This is a genomic window from Leisingera sp. ANG-Vp (assembly GCF_000813725.1).
GTDB lineage: Bacteria > Pseudomonadota > Alphaproteobacteria > Rhodobacterales > Rhodobacteraceae > Leisingera.
In genome coordinates this window covers 17,734-32,080 of record NZ_JWLD01000015.1, presented here as the reverse complement: position 1 = coordinate 32,080, position 14,347 = coordinate 17,734, and the positions used below count along the sequence as shown (strand labels likewise).

17 protein-coding genes are annotated in these 14,347 nt (G+C 62.5%); 10 read left to right on the top strand and 7 right to left on the bottom strand.

Annotated elements, in window-relative coordinates; genetic code table 11:
* The first annotated feature begins 2 nt into the window (after positions 1-2).
* Positions 3-1,532, top strand: coding sequence for a 2-polyprenylphenol 6-hydroxylase (gene ubiB, locus RA20_RS05980; RefSeq protein WP_039125644.1), 1,530 nt, complete (start codon positions 3-5; stop codon positions 1,530-1,532).
* A 92-nt stretch (positions 1,533-1,624) separates the two neighbouring features.
* On the opposite strand, the gene RA20_RS05975 is transcribed toward ubiB, so the two are convergent.
* Positions 1,625-2,800 (bottom strand): acetyl-CoA C-acyltransferase family protein, encoded by a 1,176-nt coding sequence (locus RA20_RS05975; RefSeq protein ID WP_039125642.1) that lies wholly within the window; start codon positions 2,798-2,800, stop codon positions 1,625-1,627.
* 193 nt (positions 2,801-2,993) lie between these two features.
* Between RA20_RS05975 and RA20_RS05970 the strand changes: the two genes are divergently transcribed.
* Positions 2,994-3,560, top strand: a complete 567-nt coding sequence (locus RA20_RS05970) for a helix-turn-helix domain-containing protein (protein WP_039125640.1) — start codon at positions 2,994-2,996, stop codon at positions 3,558-3,560.
* A gap of 64 nt (positions 3,561-3,624) precedes the next feature.
* Here the strand turns inward: RA20_RS05970 and RA20_RS25320 are convergent, their stop codons facing one another.
* A complete protein-coding gene (locus tag RA20_RS25320; protein WP_152618445.1) occupies positions 3,625-4,155 on the bottom strand; it encodes a hypothetical protein in 531 nt (176 codons plus the stop codon).
* Between the two features lie 279 nt (positions 4,156-4,434).
* Here RA20_RS25320 and RA20_RS05965 point away from each other — a divergent pair, with 279 nt between their 5' ends.
* Entirely contained in the window at positions 4,435-4,641 is a 207-nt protein-coding gene (locus RA20_RS05965) for a cold-shock protein (protein WP_039125638.1), read from the top strand.
* Positions 4,642-4,707: 66 nt separating this feature from the next.
* Here the strand turns inward: RA20_RS05965 and RA20_RS26090 are convergent, their stop codons facing one another.
* Entirely contained in the window at positions 4,708-4,890 is a 183-nt protein-coding gene (locus RA20_RS26090) for a VOC family protein (RefSeq protein ID WP_241482218.1), read from the bottom strand.
* Entirely contained in the window at positions 4,887-5,108 is a 222-nt protein-coding gene (locus RA20_RS26085) for a hypothetical protein (protein ID WP_241482217.1), read from the bottom strand. Before RA20_RS26085 ends, RA20_RS26090 begins: the two co-directional genes overlap by 4 nt.
* A 165-nt stretch (positions 5,109-5,273) precedes the next feature.
* Between RA20_RS26085 and RA20_RS05955 the strand changes: the two genes are divergently transcribed.
* Both RA20_RS05955 and tdh read left to right on the top strand, forming a co-directional pair.
* Positions 5,274-6,458 carry a glycine C-acetyltransferase gene (locus RA20_RS05955; RefSeq protein WP_039125635.1) on the top strand — a complete coding sequence of 395 codons (1,185 nt, stop codon included), beginning with the start codon at positions 5,274-5,276 and terminating at the stop codon, positions 6,456-6,458.
* A gap of 17 nt (positions 6,459-6,475) precedes the next feature.
* Positions 6,476-7,504 carry an L-threonine 3-dehydrogenase gene (gene tdh, locus RA20_RS05950; RefSeq protein WP_039125717.1) on the top strand — a complete coding sequence of 343 codons (1,029 nt, stop codon included), beginning with the start codon at positions 6,476-6,478 and terminating at the stop codon, positions 7,502-7,504.
* Between the two features lie 81 nt (positions 7,505-7,585).
* Here the strand turns inward: tdh and RA20_RS05945 are convergent, their stop codons facing one another.
* On the bottom strand, positions 7,586-8,314 hold the full coding sequence (locus RA20_RS05945) for a metallophosphoesterase family protein (RefSeq protein WP_039125633.1): 729 nt from the start codon (positions 8,312-8,314) through the stop codon (positions 7,586-7,588).
* 156 nt (positions 8,315-8,470) lie between these two features.
* Between RA20_RS05945 and RA20_RS05940 the strand changes: the two genes are divergently transcribed.
* Positions 8,471-8,950 (top strand): hypothetical protein, encoded by a 480-nt coding sequence (locus tag RA20_RS05940; protein WP_241482216.1) that lies wholly within the window; start codon positions 8,471-8,473, stop codon positions 8,948-8,950.
* Here the strand turns inward: RA20_RS05940 and serA are convergent.
* Together serA and RA20_RS05930 are read right to left on the bottom strand one after the other, a co-directional pair.
* Positions 8,922-10,517 (bottom strand): phosphoglycerate dehydrogenase, encoded by a 1,596-nt coding sequence (gene serA / locus RA20_RS05935; protein WP_039125631.1) that lies wholly within the window; start codon positions 10,515-10,517, stop codon positions 8,922-8,924. The two genes, RA20_RS05940 and serA, sit on opposite strands and share 29 nt — an antisense overlap.
* 113 nt (positions 10,518-10,630) lie before the next feature.
* On the bottom strand, positions 10,631-11,785 hold the full coding sequence (locus RA20_RS05930) for a phosphoserine transaminase (RefSeq protein WP_039125629.1): 1,155 nt from the start codon (positions 11,783-11,785) through the stop codon (positions 10,631-10,633).
* 279 nt (positions 11,786-12,064) lie between these two features.
* Between RA20_RS05930 and serB the strand changes: the two genes are divergently transcribed.
* The 4 genes from serB (at position 12,065) to RA20_RS05910 (ending at position 14,311) form a co-directional block, all read left to right on the top strand.
* Positions 12,065-12,940: a phosphoserine phosphatase SerB gene (gene serB / locus RA20_RS05925; protein ID WP_039125714.1), complete on the top strand. Its 876-nt coding sequence runs from the start codon at positions 12,065-12,067 to the stop codon at positions 12,938-12,940.
* 262 nt (positions 12,941-13,202) lie between these two features.
* A complete protein-coding gene (locus RA20_RS05920; RefSeq protein ID WP_039125627.1) occupies positions 13,203-13,523 on the top strand; it encodes an ArsR/SmtB family transcription factor in 321 nt (106 codons plus the stop codon).
* The gene (locus RA20_RS05915; protein ID WP_039125625.1) at positions 13,520-13,957 is read left to right on the top strand and encodes an SRPBCC family protein; all 438 of its coding nucleotides are present in this window, start codon (positions 13,520-13,522) and stop codon (positions 13,955-13,957) included. The genes RA20_RS05920 and RA20_RS05915 overlap by 4 nt, the downstream gene beginning before the upstream one ends.
* A gap of 33 nt (positions 13,958-13,990) precedes the next feature.
* Positions 13,991-14,311, top strand: coding sequence for a YciI family protein (locus tag RA20_RS05910; protein ID WP_039125623.1), 321 nt, complete (start codon positions 13,991-13,993; stop codon positions 14,309-14,311).
* The last annotated feature ends 36 nt before the right edge of the window (positions 14,312-14,347 follow it).

Genomic DNA, 14,347 nt, shown 5'->3' with positions numbered 1-14,347 from the left:
CCATGCGCGGTCCCCATAATATCCTGCGCCTGATCCGCACAGGCGCCACTTTCGAGCGCACCGGCGCCATGCATTCGGTGCTGGAGGCCTTTGAGGCCCCCAAGCCACTGCGCATCCTGGCCCGCACCCTTGGCTGGCCGTTCAAATGGCTGGGCTACAAGGGTGACCCTTCGATGCCGCCGGAGACCCGGGCGCTGAACGCGCTGGGGCCTGCTTACATCAAGTTCGGCCAGGTGCTTTCGACCCGGCCCGACGTGGTGGGCAAGGATCTGGCCAACCAGCTGCGTGTGCTGCAGGACAAGCTGCCGCCGTTCTCCCGCGCCGAGGCACTGGCCGAGGTGGAAAAGGAACTTGGCCGCCCCGCGTCCGAGATTTTCTCGGACTTCAGCGATCCGGTGGCTGCCGCCTCCATCGCTCAGGTGCACCGCGCCACCCTGGCCGAAACCGGCGAGGAAGTGGCCGTCAAGGTTCTCCGCCCCGGCATCGAACGCGCCTTCAACAAGGATGTGGACGCCTTCTATTTCGCGGCCCGCATTGTAGATCTCTTTGCCCCTGGCGCGCGCCGTCTGAAACCGATGGACGTGATCGAGCATTTCGACGGTGTCGTGCAAGGCGAGCTGGACCTGCGGCTGGAAAGCGCCGCCGCCTCGGAGTTCGCGGCCAACACGGCCAAAGACGAAGGCTTTCAACTGCCGGAAATCCGCTGGGGCTATTCTGCCCGCCGGGTGATGACCATGGGCTGGGCCGATGGCGTGCCTCTCGGAGACAACGACGCGCTGGATGCTGCAGGGCATGACCGCAAGATCCTGGCCGACCGGGTGCTGTCCCTGTTCCTGCGCCACGCTCTGCGCGACGGCTACTTCCACGCCGACATGCACCAGGGCAACCTCAAGGTGGCCAGCAACGGCGATATCATCGCCTATGACTTCGGCATCATGGGCCACATCGACGAATACACCCGCCGGGTCTATGCCGAGATCCTCTATGGCTTCATCAAACGCGACTACAAACGCGTGGCCGAGGTGCATTTCGAGGCAGGCTACGTGCCCGCCAACCGCGACGTCGATGAATTTGCACGGGCCCTGCGCGCGGTGGGTGAGCCGATCTTCGGCATGGATGCCTCGCAGATCTCCATGGGGCGGCTTCTGAACTATCTGTTTGAAGTCACAGAGCGTTTCGGCATGGAAACCCGCACCGAACTGATCCTCCTGCAGCGCACCATGGTGGTGGTCGAGGGCGTCGCCCGCTCGCTGGACCCGCATATCAACATCTGGGAAGCGGCCCGGCCGGTGGTCGAAGACTACATCAAGAAATCCATCGGCCCGCGCGCCGTGGTTTCCGATTTGCTGGACACTGCAAAGGTGATGGCGCGCTTCGGTCCCCGCTTGCCCGCCCTGGTCGAGCAGGCCCTGATCGCCCAAGCACAGCAGAACGGTTCGCCGAACCGGGGCGCCGCCGGCTGGCTGGCACCTGCTCTCGCCGGAGCGGCCGGCGGTGCAGGCCTGCTGGCTATAGTCCTGCTGCTGATCTGACCACCAGCAAAACCCGCCGCTTCTTTCTGGTCAAAATACTCCGGGGGTAAGCGCCGCGAGGCGCGAGGGGGCAGCGCCCCCTCTTCTGCCGGTCACAGCCGCTCGATTGCCAGCGCGATACCCTGGCCGCCGCCGATGCACATGGTGACCAGCCCTTTGGAGCCGCCAGTGCGTTCCAGTTCATACAGTGTTTTCAAAGTGATGATCGCCCCCGTCGCCCCCACCGGATGTCCCAGCGCAATGGCGCCGCCGTTGGGGTTCACTCTTGCCGGATCCAGCCCCAGTTCCTTGTTCACTGCCAAAGCCTGTGCGGCAAAGGCTTCGTTCGATTCCACCACGTCGAAATCGCTGGCAGACAGGCCGGTCTTCTCCAGAAGATTGCGCACCGCCGGGACCGGGCCGATCCCCATCACTTCAGGCCGCACACCTGCATGGGCATAACCTAGGATCCGTGCCTTCGGCTTCAGCCCCGCCTTCTCAGCAGCCGAGGCGGTGGCCAGCACCATCGCTGCCGCACCATCGTTGATTCCGCTGGCATTTCCGGCAGTTACCCGGCCGTCCTTCTGGAACACCGCCCTCAGCCCGGCCAATTGCTCCAGCGAGGTGCCCTTGGGGTGCTCATCCTCCTCAAAAGGCACCAGATCACGCTTTACCTTCACCTCCACCGGCGTGATCTGAGACTGGAAATACCCCGCCTCGATGGCCGCAGCAGCGCGGGTCTGGCTGGTGAGGGCAAAGGCGTCCATCTCCTCGCGGGTGATGCCGTGCTCATCGGCGACATTCTCCGCCGTGACGCCCATGTGGCCGGTGCCGAAGGGGCAGTTCAGCGCACCCAGCATCATGTCGAGCGACTTCACATCGCCCATTTTGGCGCCCCAGCGGCTTTGCTGGATGATGTAGGGGCTGCGCGACATGTTCTCGGCGCCGCCCGCCAGCGCAAACTCGGCATCCCCCATGGCAAGCGATTGATAGGCTGAGACAATTGCCTGGACGCCGGAACCGCATAGCCGGTTCACGTTCATCGCGGGCACCGCATCCGGCACCCCTGCCTGCATCGCTGCAACCCGGCTCAGGTACATGTCGCGGGGCTCGGTGTTGATGATGTGGCCGAACACCACATGGCCGATCTGGCCGCCCTCAACACCGGAGCGCTCCAGCGCCGCCTTGGAGACGGTTGCAGCCAGGTCAATGGGTGCGGTGCCCGCCAGAGCGCCACCGAAAGTGCCGATAGCGGTGCGGGCGCCGTCCAGGATCACGATGTCGGTCATTGTCTCATTCCTCCTCAGGTCTACCGCCACTATGCACCCGCAGCATGGACCTGTCTGCCCGGACGTGCCGTCACCGCAACGCGGCGTCACCTGCCGTGCACCCCTTGTACACCCCCTGTGCACCGCCGCGGCGCAGCATCGCCAATAACCAGAGCATTTGACAAACCCGCCCTATCAGCGCAGAGAATCCGTCATGACGGAAAACACAGACGATATCCTGACCCTGCTGCCCGCCCGCCTGAAGGAAGCCCGCCGCGCCCAGGGCCTCAGCCTGGAGGCGGTGGCCAATCTCTCCGGCGTCAGCCGCTCGATGGTGAGCCAGATCGAGCGCGGCGAAAGCTCCCCTACCATTGCAACGCTGTGGAACCTCACGCGCGCGCTGCAGGTGGATTTTGCGGGCCTCTTGGAGGCAGGCGACATGCAGGACCGGATCGAGGTGCTGCGCGCCGCGGACGTGCCTAAGATCGAGAACATGGGCCAGGGCTGCCGCATCCGCATCCTGTCACCGCCGGAAGAGGCCGGCGGCCACGAGGTTTATGACATCCGCTTCGACAAGGGCGGCGCTCTGACCAGCCAGCCCCACACCCGCGGCGCGATGGAGCAGCTGACGGTGCTGGAAGGTGAGATTGCAGTCAGTTCCGGCAATGCCAAGGACCATCTGCAGGCCGGCGACACCGCGCGCTATGCTGCTGACGTGGCGCATTCGATCACCGCGCCCGAGGGGCCTGCGCGGGTGTTTCTGATAGTGAAGAATGCTTGAGGGGCAAAAGCTTCAGGAGGCCCGGGCTTCCTCCGCATTTTTGGAGAGAGATTTTGGCTTGGCCTCAAATCACGAAGTTCAAAATTCCCCGCCACAGCAGATGACAGGCGTAGACTGACCAAAAACACAATACAAACATCCCGAACCGGAGCAGCCGTCGTTCAAATGTATGGCGAACGATCATTGCAGCTACCGGGTACGCAGCCAGAACAAATTGGCTGAACCAAAACACATGATCTATGCTGAAGCCACGACTTGGCACCAAAGCTAGGCCAGCCACAATAGGCATCCAGTTTACAACGAGTACTGGTGTTACTGCAGCTAAGCAAACGGCCGCGATCAAACGGGCCCGCGATGGCCGAAAGGTTTCAAACAATTGCCCGCGTGTTTGCCGGACCAACCAAATGAGCATTGCAAGCGTATAGCCGAGGATCAGCGAACACCCCGCCGCCAGCAACAACGGAACTGCATCTCCATAGTCCCGTGTCTCCAACAGGACCGGTCTCCAAAACCCTTGATAGACTCCCAGAATAATTGCACCGAGTACGAATGCGAGAATGCGTGGCGGTGCGAAACCTGAAAAGATTCTGCTCATTCCGGAAAATCCATCCGACTTAGCTACCTAAATGAAATCTAATGAAGTTTCACAGCTGGCAGCATACCGGTTAAGTTCAGTGGCGTAAATTCGCCCCTGCTAGCATTTTCAGCACTATCCCCTTGAAAGACTCACCCCCACAGCCCATATGGAAGGCGCTAACGTTATTCTTGTCGATCCACTGTCTCCCCTAACCGGCGTTTTCAGTCTCTCGATCCAGACCAACTACGCCAGGCTGCCGCACCGACGCGGGCAGCAAAAACTTAGGAGACTACGGATATGGCCACCGGCACCGTAAAATGGTTCAACACCACCAAAGGCTACGGCTTCATCGCGCCCGACGGCGGCAGCAAAGATGTGTTCGTGCACATTTCCGCTGTTGAGCGTTCCGGCCTGACCGGCCTCGCCGACAACCAGAAAGTCACTTTCGACATCGAGCCCGGCCGTGACGGCCGCGAGTCGGCAGTGAACCTGTCGCTGGACTAAGCTTTTCAGCTTAGCGGTTTTGAAACGCGGCTCCCGAAAGGGGGCCGCGTTTTGCGTTTCGGGCCATCAGACCTTGTTCTTTTCGTCCCAGAGCCTGGGCTCCCACAGCTCCACCTTGTTGCCCTCCGGGTCCATGATCCAGGCGAAACGCCCATTTTCGTGGGCCTCGGGGCCTTGCAGGATCGGGATGCCCGCTTTGGTCAGCTGCGTGATCATGCCGTCCATATCGTCGACCCGGTAGTTGATCATGAAGGCGGCAGCGCTGGGGCTGAACCAGGCGCCGTCCGCATCCGCGGTGCTCCAGACAGTGAGGCCGCCATCCTCTGCCTATCCTCCTGCCAGTTCAAGATGGCGCCGCCGAAGTCATTGAGCTCCAGCCCCAGGTGATCGCTGTACCATTCCGCCAGCGCCTTGGCGTCGCCCCTCGCCTTGATGAACACCCCGCCGATGCCTGTAATCCGCGCCATGGCTGTCTCCTTCCTGCTGCTGCCGGGGCAGATAGGTCGGTTTGGCGGAATTTCACCCAGACGTTCCAGTTTCACGGATTTTTTTCCGGGATAACGAATTCCCGTATTCCGGAAACACATCCGCTATGCTAGACACGCGACTCGAGACATCCAGGGAGTTTGCTCATGTCCAACGCATTTCTGACCGACATCTCCAACACGCTGGCCCAGATCGAGGCCGAGGGGCTGTATAAACGTGAGCGAATGATCACCTCCCCGCAGGGGGGCGAAATCACGGTCGGGGACCGGGACGTGATCAACCTCTGCGCCAACAACTATCTGGGGCTGGCGGACCACCCTGCTCTGATCCAGGCGGCCAAGGATGCAATGGAGCCAAAAGGGTTCGGCATGGCCTCGGTGCGGTTCATCTGCGGCACACAGGACATTCACCGGGAGCTGGAGAGCCGGCTTGCGAAATTCCTGGGCAAGGATGATGCGATCCTGTTTGCTGCCTGTTTCGACGCCAATGGCGGGCTGTTCGAGCCGCTGCTGGGGCCGGAAGATGCGATTATCTCGGACTCGCTGAACCATGCGTCGATCATTGACGGGGTGCGCCTGTGCAAGGCCAAGCGCTACCGTTACCTGAACAGCGATATGAATGATCTGGAAGCCTGGCTGAAGCAGGCCCGCGAAGACGGCGCGCGCCATATCATGATCGCGACCGACGGGGTGTTCTCGATGGACGGCTATTTGGCAAAGCTGCCGGAAATCCGGGCGCTGGCGGACAAATACGACGCGGTAGTGATGGTGGATGACTGCCATGCGACCGGTTTCATGGGCGCGACGGGTGCGGGCACGCCGGAGCATTTCGGGGTGGATGTGGACATTCTGACAGGAACTTTGGGCAAAGCACTTGGGGGGGCCATCGGCGGTTATATCGCCGGGCCGCAGCCAGTGATCGACCTGCTGCGGCAGCGGGCGCGGCCCTATTTGTTCTCCAATTCGCTGCCGCCATCGATTGTTGCTGCCGGGCTGGAAGCGATCCGGCTGGTGGAGGAAGGGGACGGGCTGCGGGCGCAGCTGTTCGAGAATGCCAAGTACTGGCGCGCGGGACTGGAAGGTTTGGGCTTTGACCTGCTGCCGGGTGAGCATCCGATCATCCCGGTGATGCTGGGCGAGGCGCAGCTGGCGCAGGACATGGCGGCACGGCTGTTTGACGAAGGCGTCTATGTTTCCGGCTTCTTCTTCCCGGTGGTGCCGCGCGGCCAGGCGCGGATCCGCACCCAGATGAATGCGGCCCTGACCCGGGACGAACTGGACCGGGCCCTGGCGGCCTTTGGCAAGGTCGGCAAAGAGCTGGGGGTGATCTGATGAGCCTGCCCAACACGATGAAGGCGCTGGAGAAAAGCCATCCGCAGGAGGGCCTGTGGATGGTGCAGGCGCCGGTGCCGGAGATCGGCCCGGACGAAGTGCTGATCAAGGTGACGAAAACCGGCATCTGCGGCACAGACATCCACATCTGGAACTGGGATGAATGGGCCGCGCATACGGTGCCGGTGCCGCTGATCACAGGCCATGAGTTTGCGGGTGAGATTGTCGAGCTGGGCAAGGATGTGACCGGTCTGGAAGTGGGTCAGCGCTGTTCCGGCGAGGGGCATTTGATCGAGCATGACTCGCGTCAGTCCCGGGCCGGCAAATTCCACCTGGACCCCGGCACCCGCGGCATCGGGGTGAATGAGCAGGGCGCCTTTGCCCAGTATCTGAAACTGCCGGCTTTCAACGTGGTGCCGCTGCCGGATGACGTGCCGGATGAAATCGGTGCGATCCTCGACCCGCTGGGAAATGCGGTGCATACCGCACTGAGCTTTGATCTGCTGGGGGAGGATGTGCTGATCACCGGCGCCGGGCCGATTGGCATCATGGCCGCCGCAGTGGCACGCCATGCCGGGGCGCGGCATGTGGTGATCACCGATATCAACCCGGACCGTCTGAAGCTGGCAGAGCATGTGGTGCCGACGGTACACCCGGTGAATGTGGCCCAGGAGGAGCTGCAGGACGTGATCGATGAACTGGGCATGACCCAAGGGTTTGATGTCGGGCTGGAAATGTCGGGCTCGCAAGCCGCTCTGGACCAGATGGTTGAGGCGCTGGTGATGGGCGGCAAGATTGCGCTTCTGGGCATTCCGCCGGGGCAGTCTCCGGTGGACTGGAGCCGCATCGTGTTCAAGGCGATCACCATCAAGGGCGTCTACGGGCGCGAGATGTTCGAGACCTGGTACAAGATGATTGCCATGCTGCAGAACGGGCTGGATGTGAGCCGGGTGATCACCCACCGCTTTGGCGTGGATGATTTCGCAGAAGGGTTTGCGGCGATGAAATCGGGCTTGAGCGGCAAGGTGGTGCTGGACTGGTCCTGACCCCAGTGAAGGGGGCTTTGCCCCCTCGCGCCTAAGGCGCTCACCCCCAGGGTATTTTTGACCAGAATGAAGCTGGAAGGATCAGGGGGTAAGCGGCACCCGGCCCTGATCTGTCAGCAGCCAGCAGTCACGGCCTTCGAAGACGGCCACGGACAGCGGGCGGCCGTAACCGGCGCCGCTGTCGAGGTTGATGCGGTTCCCGCGATGCTCGGCCTGTTTTTCTGGTGTATGGCCATGCACCACCAGCCAGGGGTGGGTGCACTCGTCCTTGAGGAATTCCTGGCGGATCCAGATCAGGTCATCCTCGCTTTGCGCCTCAAGCGGCAGGCCGGGGCGGATGCCCGCGTGCACGAACAGCAGCTCTCCCTCCTGGTGGTACGGCTTCAGGCAGTCCAGGAAGTCCAGATGCGCCTGCGGCACCGCAGCGCGGGCGTGTTTGTGGACCTGGTAGATACGGTCGCCCTCGGCCACTTCGACCCCGTAGGACTGCAGAGTTTCGATACCGCCCAGCCGCTCATGCAGCCAGTGATAGCCAACCAGAAGCTGGGAATCGTTGCGCGGGTAGCCCTCCAGGAACATCGAGAACATCCGGTCATGGTTGCCCTTGAGGCAGATCCAGTTGCGGCCCTCGGCCTGGCCCTGCATCAGCCGGTCAATCACGCCGCGGCTTTCAGGGCCGCGGTCTGTGTAGTCGCCGAGAAAGACGATGCGGGCGCCCTCGCCGCCGTCGGCCTTGATCCGCTGCAGCGCGTCTTCCAGCATGGCAAGCTGGCCGTGGATGTCTCCGATGGCGTAGAGGGGGGCGGACATGGCGCGGCTCCTATGTGCGGGCTTGGGGGCAGTGATGGCGCATTGCGCTGGCGGGCTCAACCCCCGGGTGCTGCCGAAATGGGGACTGGCCAAATGATCTGCCTGCGCCACCATTAGCCGGGAGACTTTTGCCTAAGACGGAGCCGGGAGGAAGAGATGAAGGGAATTGCGCGATGGTTCATGCTGGCCGCTGTGGCCTCGGCGGTTGGCGGCATGGTTTGGGGCATCCAGATGTCGGCGAGCCAGGATCACCTTCTGTCGCCGGCGCATGGGCATTTGAACCTGCTGGGCTGGGTCAGCTGCGCGATTTATGCGCTGTACTACCACCTGCTGCCCGAGGCGGCTGAAGGGGCATTGCCGCGCTGGCATCTGGGCTGCGCGCTGCTGGCCCTGGTGCTGCTGGTGCCGGGTATCCCGCTGGCCATTCAGGAGCGAACTGAGGTGCTGGCACAAGCAGGATCGGCAGTGGCACTGCTGTCGATACTGATTTTTGCGAGTGTTGTGCTGCGCAGCCGACCGAAAAAAGCGGTTTTCGTGCCCGCGCTGAAGCTGAGGGACCGCCCCCGCACCGGGGTGCAGGGGCGGTCGGCTGTTACCTTCCGGTCGCTCAGGCGACGTCAAACTCCAGCGGCTTGATCTGGTTGAACAGACCGGTCTCGGCCAGCTTGGCCCGGGCCTCGGCAGGAACCGCTTCGTCCACATAAAGGAGCGCGATGGCTTCGCCGCCGGCCTCTGCCCGGCCAAGGGTGAAGTTGGCGATATTGACGCCGTTGTCGCCCAGAGTATGGCCCAGGGTGCCGATGATGCCAGGCACGTCCTCGTTTGTGGTGTAGAGCATATGCGCGCCCACATCGGCCTCGATATTGATGCCCTTGATCTGGATGAACCGCGGCTTGCTGTCGGAGAACACGGTGCCTGCCACCGAGCGCTCGCGTTTCGAGGTCACGGCCGTCACCTTGATGTAACCGTCAAAGGAGCCTGACTTATCCTGGTTGGTGGTGGAGATCTGAATACCGCGCTCCTTGGCAACCACCGGGGCGGAAACCATGTTCACCTCGGGGTTGGAGCGCTTCATGATACCGGCGATCACCGCGCAGTTCAGCGCGTCCAGGTTCATGCCTGCGGCCACACCGTCATAAAGGATGTTGATCGCCTTGATCGGCTCATCCGTCATCTGGCCAACGAAGGAGCCCAGATGGTCGGCCAGTTTGATCCAGGGGCCCATGACCTTGGCTTCCTCGGCGGTCACGCTGGGCATGTTCAGCGCGTTTTCGACAGCGCCGGTCAGCAGGTAGTTGGACATCTGCTCAGCCACCTGCAGGGCAACGTTTTCCTGCGCCTCGGTCGTGGCGGCGCCCAGGTGCGGGGTGCAGACCACGTTCGGCAGGCCGAAGAGGGCGTTTTCCTTGGCCGGTTCAACCGAGAACACATCAAAGGCGGCGCCTGCCACATGGCCGGAGGTGAGGAGTTCGGCCAGAGCGGCCTCGTCCACCAGGCCGCCGCGGGCGCAGTTGATGATCCGCACGCCCTTCTTGGTCTTCTCCAGGTTTTCCTTGGACAGGATGTTACGGGTCTGGTCGGTCAGCGGCACATGCAGAGTGATGAAATCGGCGCGCGCGAGCAGTTCGTCCAGCTCCACCTTTTCGACGCCCATTTTGTCGGCCTTCTCGGTGCTCAGATAGGGGTCATAGGCCGCAACCTTCATCTTGAGGCCGCGGGCACGGTCGCAGACGATGCCGCCGATGTTTCCGGCGCCGATCACGCCGAGGGTCTTGCCGGTCAGTTCAACCCCCATGAATTTCGACTTTTCCCATTTGCCGGCATGGGTGGAGGCAGAGGCCTCGGGCAGCTGGCGGGCGGTGGCGAACATCATGGCGATGGCGTGTTCAGCGGTGGTGATCATGTTTCCGAACGGCGTGTTCATCACAATGACGCCGCGCTTGGAGGCAGCTTCCTTGTCGACGTTGTCGGTGCCGATGCCGGCGCGGCCAACGACTTTGAGATTGTCTGCCTTCTCCAGGATCTTTTCGGTCACCTTGGTAGCGGAGCGGATGGCAAGGCCGTCGTACTGGCCGATGATTTCGGCCAGCTTATCCTTGTCCTTGCCCACGTCGGGTAGGAAGTCGACGTCGATGCCGCGGTCGCGGAAGATCTGGACGGCAGTTTCCGAGAGCTTGTCGGAGACGAGTACTTTGGGAGCCATGTGGTTGGTCCTTTTTGCGGGGGCCTGTAACGGCCATGTGTTTTGCAGAGGGCTGCGCCCTCCCGTGGGAAGGCTCGGGCGCTGCCCGGCGGTGCCGCCGGGCGGAACGATTGTCAGGCAGCCTCAGTTTGGGCTGCGATCGCGGCCTCAAAGGCCCATTTGATCCAAGGCATCAAGGCCGCCACGTCAGTGGCTTCCACGGTGCCGCCGCACCAGATGCGCAGGCCCGGAGGCGCGTCGCGGTAGGCGCCGATGTCATAGGCCACACCTTCGCCCTCCAGCCGTTTGGCGACGGCCTTGGCAAAGGCAGCGCCGTCCTGGATGCGCGGGTCGGTGAACTTGAGGCAGACAGAGGTGTTGGAGCGGTTTTCCGGCTGTTCCGCCAGAAAGGCGATCCAGGGGTTGTCCTGCACAAAGCTCTGCACCGCGGCGAGGCTGGCATAGGCGCGCTCGCGCAGACCTTCCAGACCGCCAATGGAGCGGGCCCAGTCCAGCGCCAGCAGGTAGTCCTCAACCGCCAGCATCGAGGGCGTGTTGATTGTGGCGCCCTGGAAAATGCCGTCGATCAGCTTGCCGCCCTTGGTCAGGCGGAAGATCTTGGGCAGCGGCCAGGCGGGGGTGTAGCTCTCCAGCCGTTCGACTGCACGGGGCGACAGGATCAGCATGCCGTGGGCCGCCTCGCCGCCCAGCACTTTCTGCCAGGAGAAAGTAGTCACATCCAGCTTGTCCCAGGGCAGACGCTGCGCAAAGGCGGCGGAGGTCGCATCGCAGATGGTCAGCCCCTCACGGTCTGCCGGGATCCAGTTGCCATTGGGCACCCGCACACCGGAGGTGGTGCCGTTCCAGGTGAAGACAACGTCATTAGAGAAATCAACGGTGCCGAGATCGACGATCTGGCCGTAGTCGGCAGTTTTCACAGTAGCGTCCAGCTTCAGCTGTTTCACCACGTCAGTGACCCAGCCGGCGCCAAAGCTTTCCCAGGCCAGCATCTCAACCCCGCGGGCACCCAGAAGGTTCCACATCGCCATCTCCACCGCACCAGTGTCGGAGGCGGGAACGATGCCGATTTTGTAGTCCGCCGGGATACCCAGAATTTCGCGGGTGCCTTCGATTGCCGCCTTCAGGCGCTCTTTGCCCACAGCTGCGCGGTGCGAGCGGCCCAGCGGCGCACCGGCAAGTTTAGCAACATCAAAAACAGGAGGTTTGGCGCAAGGCCCCGAGGAAAAACGCGGATTGGCCGGCCGCGATGCCGGTTGTTCAATAGCCATAAATGCTACCCTTCCAGATAAGCGCCCCTCGTTGGGGAGGGGTGTCCCGCCATCAGAGCTAGGGTGCTGCAGCGCGGCACGCAACCGAAAAGTTGGAAAAATACGGCCAATAGTACGCTTTTTGCGACACGTTTTTCCACCATCGGAAACAGCCGGTTCAAAATGAGGGCAAGCGGCCTGCCTTATAATGGCCCCTGTTTTTGACGGTTTCCGGCAGGCTGGCCGATCCGGAAACGGGCCGCTATGACAAAGGGAATCCAAACGGAATGGAGCCCGCCGATGTTTGTTGCCACCCTGCTCTGCAACCCTGCCAGCCCGGTGTTGGAGCCCGCGCTGATCGAATCGCTGCGCAATGCCTGGGGCGGCGGCGAGGCCGAATGGCTGGCTCTGGGCGTTGCAGCGGAGTTTTCGTTGGAACAGATGCCGGACAACCGCTGGGGCGTCTGGGACGACCTGCAGCAGATCGGCGTCGATCTGGTCATTCAGGCGGCTGAGGGGCGCAAAAAGAAGATGCTTCTGGCTGATATGGACTCCACCATGATCCAGCAGGAATGCATAGACGAACTGGCCGAGGAGGCGGGTGTCGGCGCCCGGGTCAAGGAGATCACCGCACGGGCAATGAACGGCGAATTGGACTTCGAAGGCGCGCTGACCGAACGGGTCGGGCTGCTGAAAGGGCTTCCGGAATCAGTGATTGCCAAGGTGCTGGCCGAGCGCATCACCCTGATGCCCGGCGCCAGGCAGCTGCTGGCAACGATGAAGGCGGAAGGCGCTTATGCGGCGCTGGTCTCGGGCGGGTTTACGGCGTTCACCGCCAAAGTTGCTGCAGATCTGGGCTTCGACGAAAACCGCGCCAATACCCTGCTGGTAGAAGACGGCAAGCTGACCGGTGCGGCGGGACGCCCGATCCTGGGGCGGGAGGCCAAGGTGGAGGCACTGGAACAGATCACCGCTCAGCTGGGACTCCGCGAGACGGAGGTGATGGCCGTGGGTGACGGCGCCAATGATCTGGGCATGCTGAAACGCGCCGGTTCCGGAGTTGCCCTGCATGCCAAACCTTCCGTTGCAGCGGAATGCGATATCCGCATCAACCACGGCGACCTGACCGCACTGCTCTATATCCAAGGCTACTCCCAGGACAGGTTCCAGGGCTGAGCGTTCCCCAGGCAAACCAGGAAGCCCTCCCGCGCCCGCAGGTGCGGCTGCTGGCGCAGCCACACCTTGGCGGCCTTGGGCCAGGCTCAGCGCCTATGGCGCTGAGCCTGGCCCAACGGGAGGAGGCCTGTTTGCAGAACAGGCTGACGACGGGCGGGAGCACATCCGCTGCCTTCTTTTGCACTGCGCAAGAGTCCGGCTGATGGACCGGGCCGGAAAATTAGACCTTCCATTAATTAACGCATCCGTTAATAATATTGGCATGACACCGCTTCTGAAATCCTTTGCCGCCCTGTCAGACGAAACCCGCATGTCGATCGTTGATCAGCTGATCACCCAAGGCGAACTGCCTGCGGGCGATCTGGCCCCCGGGGCCGGCATTTCAGCGCCGGCGATTTCGCGCCATCTGAAAGTGCTGCGCGAAGCCGGGCTGGTCCGCCAGCGGGCGGAAGGCACCAAGCGGCTCTATTCTGCCCGGCCGGAGGGGCTGCGGATGATTGCGGATTGGACCCATTCCCGCAAGGCCTTCTGGGAGGGCAGCCTGGACCGGCTGGAAGCAGCCTTGATGGAGGACGATGGATGAGCGGCCTGCAGATGCAGCGGACCTTCCCGGTCAGCCCGGAGAAACTGTTTGATTGGGTGACCACCCCGGACAAGCTGCTGAAATGGTGGGGGCCTGAAGGCGTGCAAGTCCCGGAACACGATCTGGACTTCAGCCGCACCGGTCCCTGGCACTCGGTCATGCAGAACAGCGACGGTCAGCGCTTTCATGTGTCCGGCCAGGTCACCCATGTGAATGCGCCAAAATCTGTCGGCTTCACCTGGGCCTGGCACGGCGAGGACGGCAGCCGCGGCGCCGAGAGCCATGTGACCTTCACCATCGCCGCCGCCGGTGACGGCGCCATGCTGCTGATCGACCACCGCGACCTCGGAGATGATGAGGTTGCCGCAAATCACGAAAAAGGCTGGGCCTCCACTCTGCGCAAGCTGGAGGCACTGCTCGGCCAGGCCGCCTGAACCATCATCCACAGCAACCAAGGGAGAAGACCAATGCCACAGTTCATTTTTGCGTACCACGGCGGCAAGACCCCGGAAAGCGAGGAGGAAGGCGCCAAAGTCATGGAAGCCTGGAAGAATTGGATGGGGTCGATGGGAGAGGCCCTTAAGATCCCTGGTGCGCCGGTGGGACTGTCCAAGACCGTCAGCAGCGGCGGCGTGACGGATGACGGCGGCGCAAACCCGATCTCGGGCTACACGGTGGTCGAAGCCGCAGACCAGAACGCAGCCTGCGAAATGGCCAAGGGCTGCCCGATGGTGGTGGACGGCAGCGGCTCGGTTGAAGTGGCCGAAATCATTGAGATGGATATGTAACGCAGATGCCCCGGCTCAGGACCGGGGCATCACTTT